Source organism: Streptomyces bathyalis (genome assembly GCF_015910445.1).
Lineage (GTDB): Bacteria > Actinomycetota > Actinomycetes > Streptomycetales > Streptomycetaceae > Streptomyces > Streptomyces bathyalis.
The window spans coordinates 1,108,137-1,129,589 of sequence record NZ_CP048882.1 but is presented as its reverse complement, the minus strand read 5'-3'; the positions used below and the strand labels follow the sequence as shown (position 1 = coordinate 1,129,589).

At 71.2% G+C, this 21,453-nt stretch carries 14 protein-coding genes; 9 read left to right on the top strand and 5 right to left on the bottom strand.

Annotated features, from left to right (window positions below):
• Positions 1–122 precede the first annotated feature (122 nt).
• The 7 genes from ggt (at position 123) to G4Z16_RS04935 (ending at position 9,976) form a co-directional block, all read left to right on the top strand.
• Complete coding sequence (gene ggt, locus G4Z16_RS04965) at positions 123–1,940, top strand: gamma-glutamyltransferase (protein WP_197349377.1); 1,818 nt, start codon at positions 123–125, stop codon at positions 1,938–1,940.
• Positions 1,941–2,050: 110 nt separating this feature from the next.
• Positions 2,051–3,433 carry a hypothetical protein gene (locus G4Z16_RS04960; RefSeq protein WP_246530684.1) on the top strand — a complete coding sequence of 461 codons (1,383 nt, stop codon included), beginning with the start codon at positions 2,051–2,053 and terminating at the stop codon, positions 3,431–3,433.
• Positions 3,434–3,660: 227 nt separating this feature from the next.
• A complete protein-coding gene (locus tag G4Z16_RS04955) occupies positions 3,661–4,503 on the top strand; it encodes a nitrilase-related carbon-nitrogen hydrolase (protein ID WP_197349376.1) in 843 nt (280 codons plus the stop codon).
• Complete coding sequence (locus tag G4Z16_RS04950; RefSeq protein WP_197349375.1) at positions 4,503–5,846, top strand: aspartate aminotransferase family protein; 1,344 nt, start codon at positions 4,503–4,505, stop codon at positions 5,844–5,846. Before G4Z16_RS04955 ends, G4Z16_RS04950 begins: the two co-directional genes overlap by 1 nt.
• The gene (hydA, locus tag G4Z16_RS04945; RefSeq protein WP_197349374.1) at positions 5,843–7,249 is read left to right on the top strand and encodes a dihydropyrimidinase; all 1,407 of its coding nucleotides are present in this window, start codon (positions 5,843–5,845) and stop codon (positions 7,247–7,249) included. Before G4Z16_RS04950 ends, hydA begins: the two co-directional genes overlap by 4 nt.
• A gap of 28 nt (positions 7,250–7,277) precedes the next feature.
• The gene (locus G4Z16_RS04940; protein ID WP_197349373.1) at positions 7,278–8,279 is read left to right on the top strand and encodes a TIGR03842 family LLM class F420-dependent oxidoreductase; all 1,002 of its coding nucleotides are present in this window, start codon (positions 7,278–7,280) and stop codon (positions 8,277–8,279) included.
• Positions 8,280–8,410: 131 nt separating this feature from the next.
• The gene (locus tag G4Z16_RS04935) at positions 8,411–9,976 is read left to right on the top strand and encodes an NCS1 family nucleobase:cation symporter-1 (protein ID WP_197349372.1); all 1,566 of its coding nucleotides are present in this window, start codon (positions 8,411–8,413) and stop codon (positions 9,974–9,976) included.
• A 71-nt stretch (positions 9,977–10,047) separates the two neighbouring features.
• Here G4Z16_RS04935 and G4Z16_RS04930 read toward each other — a convergent pair whose 3' ends face one another.
• A complete protein-coding gene (locus G4Z16_RS04930) occupies positions 10,048–10,476 on the bottom strand; it encodes a DUF3224 domain-containing protein (protein ID WP_197349371.1) in 429 nt (142 codons plus the stop codon).
• A gap of 102 nt (positions 10,477–10,578) precedes the next feature.
• Here G4Z16_RS04930 and G4Z16_RS04925 point away from each other — a divergent pair, with 102 nt between their 5' ends.
• A complete protein-coding gene (locus tag G4Z16_RS04925; protein ID WP_197349370.1) occupies positions 10,579–11,550 on the top strand; it encodes a helix-turn-helix transcriptional regulator in 972 nt (323 codons plus the stop codon).
• A 97-nt stretch (positions 11,551–11,647) separates the two neighbouring features.
• Here the strand turns inward: G4Z16_RS04925 and G4Z16_RS04920 are convergent, their stop codons facing one another.
• Positions 11,648–17,545: a WD40 domain-containing protein gene (locus G4Z16_RS04920; protein WP_197349369.1), complete on the bottom strand. Its 5,898-nt coding sequence runs from the start codon at positions 17,543–17,545 to the stop codon at positions 11,648–11,650.
• A gap of 93 nt (positions 17,546–17,638) precedes the next feature.
• Here G4Z16_RS04920 and G4Z16_RS04915 point away from each other — a divergent pair, with 93 nt between their 5' ends.
• Positions 17,639–18,826: an SLC13 family permease gene (locus G4Z16_RS04915; RefSeq protein WP_197349368.1), complete on the top strand. Its 1,188-nt coding sequence runs from the start codon at positions 17,639–17,641 to the stop codon at positions 18,824–18,826.
• A gap of 12 nt (positions 18,827–18,838) precedes the next feature.
• On the opposite strand, the gene G4Z16_RS04910 is transcribed toward G4Z16_RS04915, so the two are convergent.
• Genes G4Z16_RS04910 through G4Z16_RS04900 form a run of 3 tightly spaced genes read right to left on the bottom strand, consistent with a single transcriptional unit; the run spans position 18,839 to position 21,376 of the window.
• Entirely contained in the window at positions 18,839–19,732 is an 894-nt protein-coding gene (locus G4Z16_RS04910; RefSeq protein ID WP_197349367.1) for an inositol monophosphatase family protein, read from the bottom strand.
• Positions 19,713–20,429: a hypothetical protein gene (locus tag G4Z16_RS04905; protein WP_246530683.1), complete on the bottom strand. Its 717-nt coding sequence runs from the start codon at positions 20,427–20,429 to the stop codon at positions 19,713–19,715. The genes G4Z16_RS04910 and G4Z16_RS04905 overlap by 20 nt, the downstream gene beginning before the upstream one ends.
• Complete coding sequence (locus G4Z16_RS04900) at positions 20,426–21,376, bottom strand: hypothetical protein (RefSeq protein ID WP_343070668.1); 951 nt, start codon at positions 21,374–21,376, stop codon at positions 20,426–20,428. Before G4Z16_RS04900 ends, G4Z16_RS04905 begins: the two co-directional genes overlap by 4 nt.
• Between the last annotated feature and the right edge of the window lie 77 nt (positions 21,377–21,453).

The window sequence follows — 21,453 nt, the reverse complement described above, 5'->3', positions numbered from 1 at the left end:
CATGCGCAGGCGAACAGGGTGCAGGGGAGTCGGCGGGATCGGCGCAGCACCGGTGCTGACGCGTCTTCGGCGGCGGGCTAGTCTTCGCTGACCCGTCCCGTCAGGAGGCTCCAATGCGGCGCATGACCAACCGCCGTTCCGTCAGACTCTTCGCCGTGATCACCGCCACCGCGGCCGTCGCCACGGTGGGCGCGGCAGCCGCGCCCGCCCTCACCGGAAGTGGTCAGGACGGCGGGCACGAGCCGGCCAAGAAGCCCGTAGCGGTCGGCTACGGAGGCGCCGTCTCCAGCGTGGACGCCGATGCGTCCGCCGCGGGAATCAAGGTGCTCAAGCAGGGCGGCAACGCCGTCGACGCCGCCGTCGCCACGGCCGCCGCGCTCGGCGTCACCGAGCCCTACTCGGCGGGACTCGGCGGAGGCGGGTACTTCGTCTCCTACAACGCGGCGGACGGGAAGATCCGTACTCTCGACGGCCGGGAGACAGCACCGAAGAGTGCCGACGCGAAACTCTTCCAGGAGGACGGCAAGCCCATTCCGTTCGACGAGGCCGTCACCAGCGGTCTCAGCGTGGGCACTCCCGGCACGCCCGCCACGTGGGAGAAGGCCCTCGGCAAGTGGGGCACCAAGTCGATGGGGAAGGTCCTCGCCCCTGCCGGGAAGCTGGCGCGCGACGGCTTCACCGTCGACAAGACCTTCCGCCAGCAGACGGCCGACAACGAGGAGCGCTTCCGCAAGTTCCCCGACACCGTCGACCTGTTCATGCCCGGGGGCAAGCTGCCGGAGACGGGCAGCACGATGCGCAACCCGGATCTGGCCCGTACGTACGACGCGATAGCACGCAAGGGCACAGGGCAGCTCTACGACGGGGCGATCGCCGACGACATCGTCAAGACCGTGCGCAAGCCCCCGGTCGACCCCGACAGCGGGGACAAGGTGCGCACGGGCGATCTGACGCGCGACGACCTGAAGGCGTACGAGGTCAGGAAGCAGGCGCCGTCGCACACCCGGTACCGCGGTCTGGACGTCTTCAGCATGGCTCCCTCCTCCTCCGGCGGCACCACCGTCGGCGAGGCCCTGAACATCCTGGAGCGCGGCGACCTGAGCAAGCTCAGCGAGAAGAAGCTGCTGCACCGCTACATCGAGGCCAGCCGCGTCGCCTTCGCCGACCGCGGACGCTGGGTCGGCGACCCTTCGGCGGAGGACGTGCCCACCGAGGAACTGCTCTCGCAGCGCTTCGCCGACTCGCGTGCCTGCCTCATCAAGGACGACAAGGTGCTCAAGAGCCCCGTGGCGCCGGGTGATCCGCGCGATCCCGCGGACTGCGGCTCCGGCGACAAGGCCGCGCCGACGACCTACGAGGGCGACAGCACCACGCACCTGACGACGGCCGACAAGTGGGGCAACGTCGTCTCCTACACCCTGACGATCGAGCAGACCGGCGGCAGCGGCATCACCGTCCCCGGACGGGGCTTCCTGCTCAACAACGAGCTGACGGACTTCTCGTTCGCGCCCGCCGACCCGGACGTGCACGACCCGAACCTGCCCGGTCCGGGCAAGCGTCCGCGCTCGTCCATGTCGCCGACGATCGTGCTCGACGACGGCAAGCCCGCCTTCGCGCTCGGATCGCCCGGCGGCGCCACGATCATCACCACGGTGCTGCAGAGCATGATCAACCACGTGGACCGCGGCATGCCGCTGGACAAGGCCATCAACGCGCCCCGCGCCAGCCAGCGGAACGCGGCGAAGACCGAGATCGAGCCGAAGCTGTGGAACAGCGATCTGCGGCCCGAGCTCGAGGATCTCGGCCATGCCTTCACCAAGATCGAGGAGCTGGGCGCGGCGACGGCCGTGCAGCCGCTGCCTGACGGACGGTGGCTCGCCGCGGCGGAGAAGGAGCGCCGCGGCGGCGGCTCGGCCATGGTGGTGCGCCCCTCGAAGTAGGGACATCGGGAGAAGCCGGCAAGGCCGGACGGTCGCGGGGAGCGGGACGAAAACCGCCCGTAGCATTCCCGTCACACTCGCTGTAACACGGCGGGTGTGCAATGCGGGGCATGTCAGATGTGCCCGCTTCCGCGACCACCCGGCAGACTCTGGAGCCGGTTCGTACCTTCGCTGCCGAACTGGCCGCGCTGATCGGGCAGTTGGACCCTGATGCCGGCTGGTACGCGGTCTTCGGCGCTCACGACCCACAGGGTCTGCGGGACTGCCTGTCGGCCCGTGAGGTCCCGCCGTGGGACGTCGTGGCCTCGCTGATCGAGGACTTCGGCCACCTGCACGGGCCCGGCGCCGCAACGTGGGCGCAGGAGCGCCTGCGCCGGCTGCACTCCGCCGCGACCGCCGCGTACGACGTCCGGGCCGGCGGCGATCCCGCGCTCCGGAGCCGACTCGCCCTCGTGGAGGGGGAGTTGGCCGAGGCGGCGGCGCGCGTGCGGGCGCTGGAGCCGGACGGCGGCGCGGAACTGGCATGGGCGCGGGACCATCTCGCACGTGCCGAGGCGCGTCGCGCGGAACTGCGCGCCCGGCACGCCGCGCTGGACGACGCGCTGGACGACCCCGCGGGGGACGACCCCGCGGGGGAGGAGCGGGGCGAGCCGGCGCACGTCCCCGGGCACAGCGAGCCGGCTGCCCCTCCGGACGCCCCCGCGCGCCCCAACAGGCGGCTGCGCACGGGCGGTTCGCGTTTCGCCGGTGCCCCCGCCGAAGACGAAGCGGACGCCTCCGGGCCCGTCGCGATAGTGCCTCCCGGCGCTCCCTCGCCCGACCTCGCTCCCCGCACGGCCGAGGACGCGGGCGCCGCCGCGACAGGTGAACCGGCCCCGCGCGGCGCACGGTTCGCCGGGGCGGTGCGGCGTCGCGCAGCCGCCGACGTACCCGCACCCGGGGACGTCGCCGAGGCGCGGGCAGTCGCGGAGGAGTCCGCCGAGCGGCTCCTCCGCCTGCGGCGGGAGGGAAGCGGGGGTGAGGCGCACGCGCTGCTGTCCGACGCCGCGAGCCGGGAGCCGCTCCGATTCGCCGCGCTGGTCGAGGAGTTGCACAGGCGCGGCATGGCATCGGACGCGGGGATCCTGCTGTGGGAGGCAGCGGCCCTGCCCGTGGACGCCTTCGCCGCCGCAGCCGACGCGCTCTCCTCCCTGGGCCGCGCCGGGGACAGCGCGCGGATGCTGCGTCAGGGCGTGCACCGGCCGCCGCAGCAGATCGCGGAGGCCGCACTCGCCCTGGACCGGGCGGGCCGCCAGGCCGAGGCCGCCGAGCTGCTGGCCGCCGTGATCCGTGCCCGTACGCCCGCGGAAGCCGCCCAGGTGGCGCTCGCCGCCCCGGCGGTGCTGGTCGGCCTCGTCCTGGACGCCGCACGCGCACTGTCCGAGGAGCAGTGCCGCAGGGTCGCCGACGCCCTTCGGACCGCGGGAGTTCCCGGCGTGCCGGGAGCCCCCTGACGGCGCGGCCAGGGATCGGCGTGCGCCACCGCCGCCGGCGGTTCTGCCTGGTGGACGAGTGTGCGCGCCGCTGCGGGCCGCCCGTCGGCACGTCCGTGGAAAGCCAGATCGTTCGGGCGACGTGGCGCAGATGCCCTTGCCACCGTGCGTGACCCGACCTACGGTCACATTCTCACGTGGATCTACGCGTGTCGAATGGCCTTGACCTCCCGGCAAAGGAGCTGCTCATGCCCGATGTTGTGCGCGCCGCCCTCGTGCAGGCGACTTGGACAGGCGACACCGAATCGATGATCGAGAAGCATGAGCAGCACGCACGCGAGGCGGCCCGGCAGGGCGCCAAGGTCATCGGATTCCAAGAGGTCTTCAACGCCCCGTACTTCTGCCAGGTGCAGGATCCCGAGCACTACAAATGGGCCGAGCCCGTGCCGGACGGCCCGACCGTGCGGCGGATGCAGGAGCTGGCACGCGAGACGGGGATGGTCGTCGTCGTCCCCGTCTTCGAGAAGGAGCAGTCGGGCTTCTACTTCAACACCGCCGCCGTCATCGACGCCGACGGCACCTTCCTCGGCAAGTACCGCAAGCACCACATCCCCCAGGTCAAGGGATTCTGGGAGAAGTTCTACTTCAAGCCGGGAAACGTCGGCTGGCCGGTCTTCGATACAGCCGTGGGCAAGGTCGGCGTCTACATCTGCTACGACCGCCACTTCCCGGAGGGCTGGCGCGCCCTCGGCCTCGCGGGCGCGCAGCTCGTCTACAACCCGTCGGCCACGCACCGCGGCCTGTCCTCCTACCTGTGGCAGCTGGAACAGCCCGCCGCCGCCGTCGCCAACGAGTACTTCATCGCCGCCATCAACCGCGTCGGCCAGGAGGAGTACGGCGACAACGACTTCTACGGCACGAGCTACTTCGTCGATCCGCGCGGCCAGTTCGTCGGCGACGTCGCGAGCGACAAGGAAGAGGAACTCATCGTGCGCGACCTCGACTTCAGCCTGATCGAAGAGGTGCGCCAGCAGTGGGCCTTCTACCGTGACCGCCGTCCCGACGCCTACGACGGGCTGGTGCAGCCCTGATGAGCGCCCAGAACGAAGCGGGCTCGGCGGCGGCGCTCCTGCAGCGTCACCGCGCCGTGCTGCCCGACTGGCTCGCGATCTACTACGACGAGCCGATCGAGATCACCCACGGTGAGGGACGGTACGTCTGGGACGGCGAGGGCAAGCGCTACCTCGACTTCTTCGGCGGCATCCTCACCACGATGACGGCCCACGCGCTGCCGGAGGTCACCAAGGCCGTCAGTGAGCAGGCCGGGCGCATCCTGCACACGTCCAGCCTGTATCTTGACCGGCCCATGGTGGAGCTGGCCGAGCGCATCGCCGCCCTGTCCGGAATCCCCGACGCCCGCGTCTTCTTCACCACCTCGGGCACCGAGGCCAACGACACGGCGCTGCTGCTGGCCACGACCTACCGCCGCTCCAACCAGATCCTGGCGCTGCGCAACAGCTACCACGGCCGTTCCTTCTCGGCGATCGGCATCACGGGCAACCGCGCCTGGTCACCCACGAGCCTCTCGCCGCTGCAGACGCTGTACGTGCACGGAGGCGTCCGCACCCGCGGCCCCTACGCGGCCCTGGACGACGCGGATTTCATCGAGGCGTGCACCGCGGACCTGGAGGACATGCTCGGCCAGACCGGCGGTGACGTCTCCGCCCTGATCGCCGAACCGGTGCAGGGCGTGGGCGGGTTCACCTCGCCGCCCGACGGCCTGCTCGCCGCGTTCCGCCAAGTCCTCGACGAGCGCGGCATCCTGTGGATCAGCGACGAGGTGCAGACCGGCTGGGGACGTACCGGCGAGCACTTCTGGGGCTGGCAGGCGCACGCCCAGGCCGGCCCGCCCGACATGCTCACCTTCGCCAAGGGCATCGGCAACGGCATGTCCATCGGCGGAGTCGTCGCACGGGCCGACATCATGAACTGCCTTCCGGCCAACTCGATCTCCACCTTCGGCGGCAGCCCCGTCACCATGGCCGCCGGCAACGCCAACCTCAACTACCTGCTGGAGCACGACCTTCAGGGCAACGCCCGCCGCGTCGGCGGTCTGCTCATGGAGCGGCTGCGTGCCGCGTCCGCCGGCCTGGGCGTCGTACGCGAGGTGCGCGGCCGGGGCCTGATGGCCGGGGTGGAACTGGTCGAGCCCGGCACCGACACCCCGTCCCCGAAGGCGGCCTCGCTGGTGCTGGAGGCCGCGCGCGAGCGGGGCCTGCTCGTCGGCAAGGGGGGCGGCCACTCCACGAGCAGCGTGCTGCGCATCGCGCCACCGCTGAGCCTCACCGTCGCCGAGGCGGAGGAGGGCGCCGAGATCCTCGAGCACGCCTTGCGTACGGCCAACAACGAGCTGGGAGGGAAGAGAACCCAATGACGCACTCACGTACGGTCGTTCGCGGGGGACTCGTCATCACCGCGTCCGACGAGACGCACGCGGACGTACTCGTCGAGGACGGGCGGATCGTCGCCACCGCCGCCACCGGAAGCAGCGTTGCCGAGGGCTGGAACGCCGAGCACACGATCGACGCCACCGGCAAGTACGTCATCCCGGGCGGCGTCGACCCGCACACCCACATGGACATGCCCTTCGGCGGCACCTTCTCCGCCGACGACTTCGAGACCGGCACCAGGGCGGCCGCCTGGGGCGGTACGACGACCATCGTCGACTTCGCGATCCAGACGAAGGGCCACGCGCTCCGTGAGGGCCTGGACCGCTGGCACGCCAAGGCCGACGCCCAGTGCTCCATCGACTACGCGTTCCACATGATCCTCTCCGACGTGAATCAGGGGACGCTGAAGGAGATGGACATGCTGGTGGAGGAGGGCATCACCTCCTTCAAGATGTTCATGGCCTACCCGGGCGTCTTCTACAGCGACGACGGGCAGATCCTGCGCGCCATGCAGCGGACGGCGTCCAACGGCGGCCTGACCATGATGCACGCGGAGAACGGCATCGCCATCGACGTCCTCGTCGAGCAGGCGCTGGCCGCGGGCCGCACCGACCCGCGTCACCACGGCGAGGTGCGGAAGGCGCTGCTGGAGGCGGAGGCCACGCACCGCGCCATCCAGCTCGCCCGGGTGGCCGGTTCACCGCTGTACGTCGTGCACGTCTCCGCCGAGGAGGCCGTTGCCGAGCTGGCCGCGGCACGCGACAAGAACCTGCCGGTCTTCGGGGAGACCTGCCCGCAGTACCTGTTCCTCTCCACGGACAACCTCGCCGAGCCGGACTTCGGCGGCGCCAAGTACGTCTGCTCCACGCCGCTGCGGCCGCGCGAGCACCAGGCCGCGCTGTGGCGGGGGCTGCGTACCAACGACCTCCAGGTGGTCTCCACCGACCACTGCCCGTTCTGCTTCGTCGGCCAGAAGGAGCTCGGCCGCGGCGACTTCTCCAAGATTCCCAACGGGATGCCGGGCGTCGAGCACCGCATGGACCTGCTGCACCAGGCCGTGCTCGACGGTCACATCTCGCGGCGCCGCTGGATCGAGCTCGCCTGCGCCACACCGGCCCGCATGTTCGGGCTGTACCCCAAGAAGGGGACCCTGCAGCCCGGTTCGGACGCCGACATCGTCATCTACGACCCGCAGGCCCAGCAGACGCTGTCCGTCGACACGCACCACATGAACGTCGACTACTCGGCGTACGAGGGCAAGCAGATCACCGGTCAGGTCGAGACGGTGCTCTCACGCGGCGAGACGGTCATCGACAGGCGCACCTACACAGGACGCGCGGGGCACGGGCAGTACACACCCCGTGGTCTGTGCCAACTCCTCGACTGAAACCAGCGGTTGAAAGGAAAGGACAGGCATGGACTTCGGACTCGTACTGCAGACGGACCCGCCCGGCTCCCGGACGGTCGGCCTCATGAGGCGTGCCGAGCGGCAGGGCTTCCGCTACGGGTGGACCTTCGACTCGGCGGTGCTGTGGCAGGAGCCGTTCGTCATCCACAGCCGCGTGCTGGAGAACACCGAGCGGCTGATCGTGGGGCCGATGGTCACCAACCCCGGCACCCGCTCGTGGGAGGTCACGGCCTCGACCTTCGCCACCATGAACGAGATGTACGGCAACCGCACCGTGTGCGGCCTCGGCAGGGGCGACTCGGCGATGCGCGTTGCCGGGCGCAAGCCCAACACCCTCGCGCGGGTCAGCGAGGCGATGTCCGCGATCCGCGACCTCGCGGAGGGGCGTGAGGCGGTCGTCGACGGCACGCCGCTCAAGCTGCCGTGGGTGCGTGACGGGAAGCTGCCCGTATGGATGGCCGCGTACGGGCCGAAGGCATTGGCGATGGCGGGCCGCGAGGCGGACGGCTTCATCCTCCAGCTCGCCGACCCCTATCTGACGGAGTCGATGGTGAAGGCGGTGCGCGTCGCGGCCGCACAGGCCGGCCGCGACCCGGACGACGTCACCGTCTGCGTGGCCGCACCGGCGTACGTCGGTGACGACATCCAGCACGCCCGGGAGCAGTGCCGCTGGTTCGGCGGCATGGTCGGCAACCACGTCGCCGACCTCGTGGCGCGCTACGGAGAGGACTCCGACCTCGTGCCCGCGGCGCTGACCAGCTACATCAAGGCACGTCAGGGCTACGACTACACGCACCACGGGCGCGCAGGGAACCCCGACACCGAGTTCGTCCCCGACGAGGTCGTCGACCGTTTCTGCCTGCTGGGCCCGGCCGAGGCACACATCGAGAAGCTGCGCACCCTGCGGGATCTCGGAGTCGACCAGTTCGCCGTGTACGCCATGCACGACGCCACGGAGTCGGTCATCGACGCATACGGACGGGACATCATCCCCGCTCTGAACGGCTGAGCAGCGGAGAACTGAGCAGCGGACGGCCGGGCAGCGCGGATGCCGCTCACCCGCAACGCCCGGCCCCGTACCGACGATCTCGTACCCACAACCGAACAACATCCCAGCACCCAGCAGAAGAGGTGTGTGCCATGACCGGGACCGTTTCAACCGCCGCACCGGGCCCGCAGGACGTGCCCGGTCACGGCAGCACCGAAGAACTCACGCATCCCGACGGCCGGGTGGAGCTCGCCGAGGGCGCGATACCCGAAGGCAGCCGGTTCGCCAACGCCGACCTGCATCCGGTGCCGATGACCAAGCGGCACTGGACCACGTACAACTTCGTCGCCGTGTGGGTCGGCATGGCCCACAACATCCCGTCGTGGATGCTCGCTTCGGGTCTCATCGCCTTCGGCATGGACTGGAAGCAGGCCGTCTTCACCATCGCCCTGGCCAATGTCATCGTGCTGCTGCCGATGCTGCTGACCGGTCACGCGGGCCCCAAGTACGGCATTCCCTTCCCGGTCTTCGCACGTGCCTCCTTCGGCCTGCGCGGAGCGAACCTTCCCGCGATGATCCGCGCTGCGGTGGCGTGCTGCTGGTTCGGCATCCAGACGTGGATCGGCGGACAGGGCATCTTCGTGCTGCTCGGCAAGATCTTCGGCGGCTGGACCGAAGCGGCGAAGATCGGCGGTGAGCCCTGGACGCTGTGGCTGTGCTTCCTGCTGTTCTGGGCGCTCGAACTCGCCATCATCTACCGGGGGATGGAGACGCTCCGCCGCTTCGAGAACTGGGCTGCGCCGTTCGTCATCGTCGGTGCGGTGGTGCTCCTGGTGTGGATAGCCGTCAAGGCGGGGGGCTTCGGGCCGCTGCTGGACGAGCCGTCGAAGCTGGGCTGGGGCCCCGAGTTCTGGCCGGTCTTCTTCCCCGCGCTGATGGGCATGATCGCCTTCTGGTCGACCCTGTCGCTCAACATCCCCGACTTCACGCGCTTCGGCGCCGGCCAGCGGGCGCAGGTGTGGGGCCAGTCCCTGGGCCTGCCCACGACGATGACCCTCTTCGCCCTGATGTCGGTGTTCGTCACCTCCGGCTCGCAGGTTCTGTACGGGGCCTCGGTCTGGGACCCGGTGGAGCTCGCCGGGAAGACCGACAACGTCTTCGGACTGCTCTTCGCCCTGGTGACCGTGCTCATCGCCACGATCTCCGTGAACATCGCGGCGAACGTCGTGTCACCCGCGTACGACCTGGCGAACCTCGCACCGAGGTTCATCAACTTCCGTACGGGCGCGCTCATCACGGGCCTCATCGGAGTGGTGATCATGCCGTGGAAGCTGACCGAGACGCCCGAGCTGTACATCTACACCTGGCTCGGCACGGTCGGCGGCCTGCTCGGCACCGTCGCCGGCATCCTCATCGCCGACTACTGGATCGTGCGCCGCACCCGCCTGCACCTGGCCGAGCTCTACCGCGAGGGCGGCGCGTACTGGTACACCTCCGGCTGGAACTGGCGGGCGGTCGCCGCGTTCGTGGTGGGCGGGCTGCTGGCCGTCGGCGGCTCCTACTCCGCCAAGGGGAAGGGCCCCTTCCCGGCCGACGGCCTGATCCCGTTCCTCCAACCGCTCGCGGACTACGGCTGGTTGGTCGGCGTGACGAGTTCGCTGGTGCTGTATGTGGCGCTGATGCGGGTGAGCCCGCCGAAGGCGGCAGCGGGGGGCTGACGAAAGGGCTCAGGGCGCGGCCGTCGCGAACTCGCGGCGGCCGCCGCCCGCGTCCGCACCTCACCCCCGCGTCAGGCCTGGCTCTCAGGTCCGTCCAGGTCGTAGTCGAAGGTGTACGGGTAGGACGTTTCGCCTTGCCTGGCCGTGTAGTTGCCCGTTCCGCGCAGCCCCTTGAGGTCTCCGGTGCCTGAACCGGCCACCACCTCGAAGGTGCAGTGCACCGTGCCGTCCGCGTCGAACCAGCCGCGCTCCTCCAGGACGAAGGTGCCCTTCCGGCCGTCGAGTTGACCCGCGAGCAGTTCCATGCCGGTGAACGTACCGGCGGTCTCCGAGACGTAGGCGACGGCGTACTCGCACGTGGTGTCCGCGGCCTCGACACCGCCGGAGAAGGTGTTGGTGACGGAGGCACGCGCGAGTCTCGGGTTCGTTCCGCTCTTCGTGCCGACCGCACTCTCCTCCCAATTGGCGAAGGTGAAACGGCCGGTGGTCCGCTCGGGCATGGGTTTCCTCTCGGTCGGCGGCGCCGGGTCGCGCCGCAGTGTCCGATCAGCCTCGTCGCCGTACCTGACACCTTCTGTCAGGTACGGAAGGACAATGGCTCCATGCGCGCCGACCGGCTTCTCTCCCTGCTCCTGCTGCTCCAGAACCGGGGGCGGATGACCGCTCCCGAACTCGCCGCGGAGCTGGAGGTGTCGGTACGTACGGTCTACCGCGACGTCGAGGCGCTCAGCGCCTCGGGCGTCCCGGTCTGCGCCGACCGCGGGCCGTCCGGCGGCTACCGCCTGATGGACGGGTACCGCACGCGGCTGACCGGGCTCACGGACGCGGAGGCCGGCTCCCTCTTCTTCCCCGGAGCGCCGGGCCCGGCGCGCGACCTGGGTCTTGGCGCGGTACTGGCGACCGCCCGGCTGAAGCTGCAGGCCGCTCTCCCCGCCGAACTGGCCGAACGCGCGAGGCGCGTGGAGGACCGCTTCCATCTGGACGCGCCGGCATGGTTCCGGGACGCCGACCCCGTTCCGTATCTGGCACCGGCCGCCCAGGCGGTGTGGGAACAGAGGGTGCTGCGTGCGCACTACCGGCGGTGGAAGGGCGAGGTGCACCGGGAACTGCACCCGCTGGGCATCGTCCTCAAGGGCGGCATCTGGTACCTCGTGGCCCGTGCCGACGGTGCTGTGCGCACGTACCGGATCTCGCGGTTCCTCGCTCTGGACACGGCGGAAGAGGTCTTCGAACGGCCGGCGGGATTCGACCTGGCCGCCCACTGGGAGGAGTCCTCCCGGCGGCTGGAGTCGGCAGTGCACAAGGGCACGGCCCGGCTGCGGATCTCGCCCTGGGCACAGCGGCTGCTGCCCATGCAGTTCGGCGCGGTGGGCTCGCGAGCCGTCGAGAACGCGGGTCCGCCGGACGCGGAGGGCTGGGTGTGCGTGGAGATTCCCGTCGAGGCGCAGGCCGTCGCCGTCGGTGACCTGCTCAGGCTCGGTACGGACGCCGAGGTGCTCGGTCCGCCCGAGCTGCGTCAGGCCCTCGCGGCGGCCGTTGCCGTACTGGCCGCTCGCTACGCGGCGGCGCCATGATTCCCAACCGGTACTCCCGACTGGGCGCCGCCCCTGGACTCCGCACGAGCACGGAGGAGCAACGGGCCGCGGGGACGCGCCGGATGGGCGCGCCCCGTCACAACTCCGCGTCGAGCGAGAGGCGGTGGACCCCCGGGAGGTAGGCGTCGAGCTCTCCAGGGGTGAACCGCGTCATGCCGACGACGTGCCAGAACTCGCCCGCCACATCGCCCTCGTACTTGTATCCGCCGCTCGGCGTCAGTGCCGCCCAGCCGCCGGGAATGCCGATCAGCGTGGCCCGCAGTTCGGGGGTCGCTTCGGGCTCCGAGGCGTCGGGGAGGCTCCACAGGCGGACCGTGCCGTCCTCGCCGCCGCTCGCGAGCTGCGTACCGTCCGGGCTGAAGGCGAGGGTGTGCACGCGACCGGTGTGCCCCGTCAGCCGGGCCGTCATCTCGCCGCTGTCCGCGTCCCACAGGCAGATGGCGCGGTCGTCCCCGGCGGTCGCCAGCAGCGGGCGACGCGGATGCGCCGCCGCCGTCCACAGCCGCCCGCGGTGCCCGCGCAGCACGTGCCGCTGCTCGCCGTCCTCCCACACGACGGCCGTACCGTCCCAGGAGGCGCTCAGCAGCGCGCTGTTGCCGCAGCAGAAGGTGACGGCGTACACGCGGTCGGCGTGCCCTTCCAGGTCGGCGACGAGACGTCCCGTCGAGGGCTCCCACAGCCTGACGTGGCTGTCGTCGCATCCGGTGGCGAGGAGTTCGCCGTCCTCGCGGAACGCGATGGAGCGCACCCGCCCGCGGTGCAGCGACAGCGTCGTCACATGCGCACCGGTGGTGCGCCACCACAGCCGGACGGTGTCGTCGTCGTTGGCGGTTGCGAGGAGTTCACCGTCGCCGCTGAAGGCCTCCGCCCACGTGTGGTCGGTCTCGACGTCGATCTCCCGCAGGTATTCGCCGGTCGTGGCGTTCCACAGATAGACGTCGCCGTCGTTGCTCGCCGTGCCGAGCAGGGGACCCGCGGGGCTGAAGACGGCGGAGACCAACCGGTCGCCGCGGCCCGAGAGTTCGGTGGTGCGCCGTCCCGTGCGGGCGTCCCACATCCGTACGATCCCGTCGTTGCCGCCGGTGGCGAGGAGCGCGCCGTCGGAGCTGAAGGCGAGCGTGTTGACGCGCCGCCCGTGGCCGCGCAGGATCCGCTTGCCCTGACCCGTACCGGCGTCCCAGATCTGCGCGCCGCCGTCGTTGCCGACCGTGAGCAGCTGACGGTCCTGCGGGCGGAAGGCGCACGCCCAGGCCGAGCCGCGGTGTTCGACGGGCTGCTGCGGAAGCAGGGCGACCGAACGCCCGCCGGTTCCGGAGGTGTTCACCCGCCACAGCCGCACCGCGCCGTCGCTGTCGCAGGCGGCCAGGAGCCGGCCCTCGTCCCCGAACAGCACCTGGTAGACGGCACCGGTGCTGCGCTCCAGCGTGCCGGCCGGTGCTCCCACCCGGGGATCCCACAGACGTACTTGGCCTTCGGTGTCCCCGCTGACGAGCAGACCGCCCGCCGGATGGAAGTCGAGCGTGTAGACGTGGCCCGAGTGGCCGGTGAACTCGTGCAGCAGGCGGGGCCCGCCCTCTCGCGGCGCTTCGCCGGAGGCCGCCACGTCCCAGACGCGTACGGTGCCGCGGCCTTCCGCGCCGCGGTCGGCGGTGGCCAGCAGCGTCCCGTCGGGGCTGAACCTGGCCCGGTAGACGGCCCCTTGATGCCCTTCCAGCTCAGCGGTGCATCGCCCCGTGCGGGTGTCCCAGACCCGCAGGGCCGCACCCGCGTCACCCGTGACGAGGGTGCCGCCGTCGGAGCTGAAGACGGCCGTGTACACGGGCACGGTGTGGCCGGGCAGCCGGTGCAGGGGCTGACCGGTGGCCACGTCCCACACCGTCACCAGGCCCTCGGCGTCGCCGGTCGCCAGCAGCCGCCCGTCGAGGTCGAGCGACACCGGCCAGACGCCGCCGGGGTGGACCTCGATCCGGTGCCGGCAGCTGCCCGAGACCGGGTCCCACAGCCGCACCTCCCCGTCGGCCGCGCCTGTGGCGAGTACGTTCGCGCGGAACTTGACGGCGTAGACCCGCCCTTCGTGGCCGTGCAGCGTGCGCACCGCCCGGCCGGTGTCCGCCGCGCACACCAGCACGCCGCCGTCCTCGCTGCCGACGGCGAGGAGTTCACCCTCAGGACTGTAGGAGACGGGCTCGGGCAGCCGGCTCGTGCGCATGTCGAAGCCGTAAGGGACGCCGACGCCCGAGGGACGCAGCCCCGCCTCGACAGGCATGCCCGGGGCGATCGCGGCCGTGGCCAACTCCGTTGGCATTACGGGCTGTTCGTCGGTGACGGGGTCGATCAGTGCGGCCCTGTTCCAGCGGCTGTCCGTCAGCCGGGCGCCGCGCAGGTCGGTCCTGGTCAGCCGCGCCCTGCGCAGGTCCGCGCCGGTGAGGTCGGCGCCGCTGAGGTCCGCCTCGTCGAGCCGGGCACCGACGAGGCGGGCACCGCGCAGCACCGCGCCGGAGAGGTTGGTGCCCAGCAGCCGGGTGTCGGTCAGGTCGGCACCGGTCAGGTCGACGCCGGAGAAGTCACGTGCGGAGAGGTCCTCCCCGACGAGGCGGGCGCCGCGCAGGTCGGCGTCGGCCGGGACCCGCAGCCGGTCGATGACCCGCACCGCGTTCGCGCGGGCGGCCTCGCTCGTGCGGGGGCCCGGGGAGTTGAGCACGTCCTGGACCCACTCGGTACACAGCGAGTGGTCCGCCAGGTCGCAGAAGAACTCCACGGCGAGCTGGGTGAGGGGGCGCGCGGCGAGCAACGTGTCGTCGCCGAGGGCCAGTTGGGCCGCCGCCTCGCGTGCGATGAGCCATTCCACGACGGAGCCGTGGATGAAGTGGAAGAGACCTTCCTCCGTGCGCACCAGGAGACTTCCCGCGCCGACGGCCTGCGCGCTCTCCTGGGTGGACATCGAGCCGCTGCCCACCAGCCCGCTGAGCGTCTCCGCGACGGTCTCGGTCAGTTCGTCCAGTCGCAGCGCGCTGCGGCCGCTCTCCCACAGCCGCTGTGCCAGGGCGGTGACCGCCGCCCACAGGTGGTCGATGCTCAGCCCGGGAGCGGCGCCGGGACCGCCCTGGCCGCGGCGCTCCTCGAAGGCGAGCCAGGCGGCGAAGACGTCCTCGTACAGGCCCGCGGGGCTCAGCGCGCGGCCCGCCCCCGCCACCGCGCGCAGCTGCTCCGTCCCGAGGTCGGCGACGAAGCTGAGGAGGCGGGGGTTGCGGCTCAGTTCCAGCAGGTCGGGGATGTTCTGCAGCAGGCGGAAGCGCTCTTCGGCTACCGCCTCGTCGCCGTACCGGTTGACGAGGTACCTGCGGATCTGCGCCGGGACGAAGCCCGCGAGGGAGAGCACGCGGCGCCGCGGCAGCATCCCGACGCGCTCGCCGAGCGCGGTGAGCACCTGCGCCTGCGACTTGAAGTGCTGGGTGCGGCTGCTGACCACGATCTTGGCGTTGTCGACGGAGGCGTCCAGCAGGACCTGGAGGTGGTCGGCGGCCCGGTCGTAGCTGACGCGGTTGACCAGCTCGTCGAAGCCGTCGAAGAGCAGTACGACGCGGCCCTGTCCGAGCATGTATCGCAGCGCTCGCAGGTCGATCGTGTCGACGCCGTTGCCGGCCAGGTGCGCCGCGACGAGACCTTCGAGGCTGTGTGCTCGGTCGAGGGTGTTGAGCGGGATGAGCAACGGCGTGAGATGGGGGAGCTGTTCGGGGATGCGGCGGGCCAACTCCCGCAGGGCGAAGGTCTTTCCGTGCCCGAAGTCACCGAGCAGCAGGACGAAGCGGCCGTGGTCCGCCGCCAGCAGGTCGAGCATGTTCTCGACGAGGCCGTCGCGTTCTTCACCGTCCGGGCGTTCCGCGTCGCGGTAGCGCCCGGGGAGGTAGAGGCCCGGAGCGTAGCGGTCGTCGGCGCTGAGACTCGCCGTCTGCGCGGCGACGTACGTGCGCAGATCGAGCAGCCCCTGGAACTCGAGGAAGCTGCGGACGCGGATGCCCCGCCGGCTCGCCCGCTCACGCAGCGACCGGTCCGGCGCGGGCCCCTCGTGGACGATCTCGGCCTCGGAGCCGGTGTCGGTCGCGTGGGCCTGCGCGACGAAGCGGTCGATCTCCTCTTCCGTCGGAGTGGCCGCATGGACGGCGATGCGCTGCTGCCGCACCACCCCTTCCTCGTGCCAAGTGGCCATGATCTGGGCCATGTCGTGCGCATCGCGGCGGGGGACGTCCCGCAGGCGCACGCTCTCGTGGCGGGCCCGGCACACTTCGCGTACGCGCTCGGCGAGCGAGTCCGCGGGTTCTTCGAGGGGGCGGCTGTCCCTGTCGTCGTCGGTCGCGGGCGTGGCGGGGACCGTGACGGGCAGGGGCGCCGGCTCGTCGGGAACGGCGAAGATCCGGTGGGCGGCGCGCCATTCGAGGGGGAAGTCCGAGGGCTCGCTGCCGGCCTCGTCCGTCCAGCGCGTGATGCCGTCGGCGCCGACGCGCAGCAGTTCGCAGCGGGCAGGTGCCGCGGAGCCGAACACGGGCAACTCGCCCGCCGGCGTGACCAGTCGGGTGTGGGACGGTTCGGAGGAGGTGGTGCGGGGTCCGCCGGTCGGGCCGTGGAGCACCAAGTGCAGGCGGCGCGCGGTCAGCCGGGCGAAGGTGTCGGCGTCCCGCAGGGGACCCGGGCCGCCCGGAGCGTCACCGGGCCGCTGCCGCCCCTCGTTCAGCGGATGCCGCACCACGCCGATGCGCAGCCAGCCCTCCTCCTCGTACCTGCGCAGCGCCTCGGAGAACCAGGTGGCCTGGTCGCGTCCCAGGAAGCCGTACTGGTCGTCCTCGCGGTGGCTGAAGGCGATGGAGGAGTTGAACCCGGCGACGACGGTGTGCAGTTCGGGCACGGGGAAGAGCGTCCACGGCTGGTCGCTCTCGAAGACCGTGTCCATGCCCTGGTAGAGCCCGCGGAAGAGCCGTGTGTAGTGGCGCCACTTGGGCCAGTACGGCGGCTGCGGCGGCACCTCGTCGGCCTCGCAGGTGTGGAAGTAGCCGAGGCACGCCGCCTGGCTGACGTCCTGGGTCCCCGGCACGATCACCATCCGCTGCGGCGGCAGGTCCAGCTGGGAACGCAGCCCCGTAAGGAAGTTGAGGGCCTGGTCGCATTCGCGGGGGCTTCCGGACGCCGTCAGGTCACCGGAGACGACGAGGAGATCGGGCGCGGGCGCACCGGCGTCCTTCAGCTCGACCAGGTCGCTCCACATCTCCCGCAGCAGCGCGTCGGGTTCGCGGCCGCGCCCGAAGTTGGGCCCGGCCACGTGCAGTACCGACAACGCGTCCTGCCGCGAAACGGACCCGCCGCCCGGTGCGGCCGGGTACTGCGGGGCCCTGGCTGGGCGCCGGCGTCCCGACCAGCCCGTGCGGCCCAGCGGGCGCTGGCCGTCGTCGTGCGGGCCGGCGGAGTCGTGAGGAGCGCGCGGCCCGGGAACTTCCCCGGTGGCGCTGCCCGGGTAGCCGGGCCGCAGCCCCGGGCGTGCGTGCCCCTCGACGGCCTGCCCGACGCGCGTGAGCAGCATGTCGCGGGCCGTCTGCGTGTCGCTGACGCCCACCAGGTCGACGTACGTGATCGTCGCGAGGAGGCCCTCGATGGGGATGTCCTCGACGCGCACGGTCAGCAGCTTGCGCTCCGGCGCCTCAGGTTCGGCGCGCAGCGCCGCCTGCCACTCCATGCGCCCGTACGTCGAACGCCCGTAGTGGCTGGAGAGGACGGCGATCACGGCGACGGACTCGCTGACTCCGCGGTCCATGAAGTCGATGAAGTTCGTGCCCGGAACGAAGTCCCAGGCTTGGATCACCGTGCGGTAGCCGGCCTCCTCCAGCGTCCAGGCGATCCACGAGGCCCATTGCTCGTCCGCCGGGGAGTAGCTGATGAAGAAGTCCAAGTCCCGCGTGTGGCCCACCAGTTCCCCGTTGCCCGTCATGGAGGCATCGTAGGAGCTGAGAGGGCTGCCGGGCACCTCGGGTTCGACAGGCAGCGACATTCTCCTCACGTCACGTGTGCGATTCTGTGTGCCGTGCGAATCGTGAAGAGAGTGCATCCCCTGGACTGGTTCGCCGGCGGACTCCTCGTCTGCGGGATCCTTCTGTTCGCCACCGGGCTGCTGCCGGCCGGCCCGGCCGGGGAGGCGATGACCCGCATCGGGCCGCTTCTGGTCTTCCTCGCCACGGTGATCGTCCTGGCCGAACTGACCGGCAGGGCCGAGGTGTTCGACGCCGTCGCCTCGTGGGTCGCCCGCACCGGCAGGGGCAGCTATCCGCTGCTGTTCTGCCTCTGCGTGCTCTTCGCGTCCGTCACCACGATCACGCTCAACCTGGACACCACGGCCGTGCTTCTCACGCCCGTGATGCTCGCGCTGTCCACGCGCGTCGGCATCGCGGCCGTGCCGCTGGCGATGACGACGGTCTGGCTGTCGAACACGGCGAGCCTGCTGCTGCCCGTCTCCAACCTCACCAACCTGCTCGCCGCGGACCGCGTGGCGCTCTCGCCCGTCGAGATGGCCACCACCATGGGGTTGCCGCAGCTCGCCTCGATCCTGGTGACCATGGCCTGTCTGTGGGGCTTCTACTGGCGCCTCGGGCGGCGCAGCTCCGAGAGCTACATACCTCCGCGGCCGCTGCGGCCCGCGGACCCGGTGCTCTTCCGAGTGTGCGCGCTCACGTGCGCCGGTTTCCTGGTGGCGATCCTCGTCGCCGATGTTCCGCTGTGGTCCGCCTCGCTGACGGCGGCCGTCGTCGTCGTGGTGGCGTTCGCGGTCCGGCGCAGAGCGGACCTGCGGCTGACGCTCATCCCGTGGCGGCTGCTGATGATGGTCCCGGGAATGTTCCTCGTCGTGGAGACCGTCAACGCACACGGGCTGCACGATCTGCTCACCGCGACGATCGGCTCGGACGGCGGCCTGCTGGGCATGCTCCGCTCGGCGGGCGTGGGCGCCGGCCTGTCCAACGTCCTCAACAACCTCCCCGTCTACCTCGCGGGGGAGGCGGCCGTCCCGGTCGCGAACGAGCACCAGCTGCTGGCCCTGCTCATCGGCACCAACGTCGGCCCCCTCGTGACACCTTGGGCGTCACTGGCGACGCTGCTGTGGTTCGAGCGGTGCCGCTGGCACGGCACGCGGATCCCCCTGCGCCGCTTCATGGCCACCGGGCTGGTGCTCGCCGTGACAGGGACGCTCTCGGCCACCGCCGTCCTCGCCCTCGTCTGAGAAGCGGCGCGGTCACTCCGCCGCGGGCGTCCCGCCGGTGGCCGCGGACGCCAGATCCACCAGGTGCGCCAGCGCCTCACCCCGGGCCGCGACGAAGCTCCGCCCCGAGTCCGGTCCGTCGAAGCCCACCCGGAAGGGGCCGCCGGAGAGGGAGCGGAACTCCACGCCTGCCTCAGTGGCCAGCAGCGCACCGCCCGGGAAGTCGACGGCCTCCGCACGGTAGCCGAGGTATCCGTCGATGGTGCCGCTCGCCAGCATCGTCCAGCCCAACAGCGGTGCCCACAGCTGCAGTACGCGCCGTGAGTGCAGCTCCAGAGCTCCCCGCAGTGCCTGCGCGCGCACGTCGCTCCTGCTCACCGAATGCCCCTGCGTCCACGCCAGGACGGGCCCGCACCGCGGCAACTGTGCGCGTGGACCGCCCAGTCGGGTGGTGCCGCACCAGGCGCCCTGCCCGAGCGCCGCGCGCCACGTCCGCCCCGTCACCGGCTCGTGCACGACGCCGACGACGGGTGAGCCGTCCACGCACAGGGCGATCCCGACGGCGTAAGCGGTGAGACCGATCGCCACGTTGTTGCTGCCGTCGAGCGGGTCAACAAGCCACGTCCGGCTGCCGTCCGCCTCCAGCAGCCCGGCCTCCTCCGAGACGATCCGCTCGTGCGGGAAGTGCGTACGCAGCCGGGCGAGTATGACCTCTTCGGCCGCCAGATCCAGATCGGTGACGACGTCGCCGCCGTCGCCCTTGCTGCCGACGGTGTGGGCCTTCGCGAAGCGGGCGCTGAGCAAGGCCCCCGCCTCCTCGGCGGCTTCGACCGCCACCTTCTGCTCGTAGGCGTACGCGCCGGTGTCCGTTCCCGACCCGATGCTCTCGGGCGTGTCCCCGTCCGCGTCACTCCCGGTGCCCTGCATGGACCCTCCTCAGCGCCGCCCGCACGGTCCTTCGGGTGTCTTCTGCCCCGCACAGCCGCCGTACAGTGCGGCGGGCCGGGCCGTGCACGGGCCCGAGGAAGAGGTCCCTGCGACCCGGGAGCGTCCTGCCCAGTACGAGCGTGGCCGCGGGCTCGCCGTTCCTGACGACGGTGGAGTGGAACTCACCGGCCGCCAGCGTGTACGTCTCCCCGCCGGTGCTGGTGTGCTCGGGACCCGGCTCGCTGCGCACGAGGCGTTCGGTGGGCCGCAGTTCGTCGGTGCCGTCGGGGGCGCTGTGCACCTCGAAGACGCGGTGCGTCGCACCGGGGGAGGGGCCGGCGGCCGGGCCGGGCGCCGGAGCGGAGGCCGGTTCCGTGACGCGGACCGGGACGTTGGAGACGTGGCCGTAGAGCACGTGGCTGAGCAACTCCCAGCTGTGGGCGTGCATTCCGGCGGCAGCGGGCTCACCGGCAGCGGACCCGCCGCCGAAGAGGTGGACGCACACGCCCCGTTCCCCGTCGCGCACCACCGGCAGGCACAGAAAGCCCAGCGGATGCCGCACCGCTCTCAACTCCCGGTGCCCGGAGGCGATTTCGCCCAGGATGCCCGCCACCGCCTCACGCGGTACATGTGCCGCGGAGCCGTCCCGCAGCGCGTGTTCGAGCTCGTCGTAGTCCATGGCCCCCGACAGGTTCACCTCCGGTACGGGTCCTCCGCGTGAAGTGCCTTGTCGATGATGTCGCCGACGTCGGTGTCGGTGAAGACGGCGGGGAGCGGAAGGCTCAAATGGTCGAAAACCGCTCGCACTTCGTCCACCGTCGGCTCGTGACTCAGCGGCGGCAGCGCGTGGAGGTCGAGCCGCTCGGCCTGCTCCCTGCTCTGGTGCAGCTCGGTGACGTAGTAGTCGTAGAGCGGCTGGTCGCGTGCGACGAGGAGGTTGACGCGGTTGGGGTCGTCCTGCGTGATGACAAGGCAGGATTCGGACAGGTCGAAGCGGAGCGTCGGCACTCCCGCCGAGAGATGAACGCTGATCTCCAGCGTGTCCAGGCGCTGCCGGTACCAGCAGGCGGCCAGCACGGTCGCGTACGACTCCTTGCGGGTCCGCGTCGCCGTCCAGGCGTTGGCGGCGTCCACGTTCCGCTGCCGCGCGAAGGTCTGCCGGAAGCGCGCGTAGTCCGCACACGTCTTCTCGCTGCCGGGGTTGATGATGTCGATCTTGATGCTGAGGGGAGTGCGCTGGCGGGTCGCCGTCTCCACGCAGCGCGGCAGCGTCACCGCCCGCAAATAGGTGCCCGTACCGCCCTTGAAGTACCAGCGGTTGGTCTGCTCGCGGGCCTTGCTCAGCGCTTCCCCCACCTCGCTGCCCGACAGGGAGCGCACCATCGCCAGATCCTCCAGCGCACGGCGTGTGTCGGCGGACACCTCCTGGATGTCGGACCGGCGGCGGACGCGCTCGGTCATCGACCCCACGGCAAGTGCGCCGAGTACAAGGAGAGTTGCACCGGAGGAGACGTCGTCGCTGACCACTTCCCCGAAGACGTCGAGGAAACCGATCGTCAGGCCCAGTCCGACGGCGATGACGACATCCAAGTTCCGGATGATCCAGCCGACGCCCAGCTCCACGCGCCCCACACGCTGTGCCACGTATCCACCTCTCCCCGTGATGACCAGCATCGTAGGAGGGAGCGGACTTCGCCCGCCAGGCGGGGATGCCCTCGCAG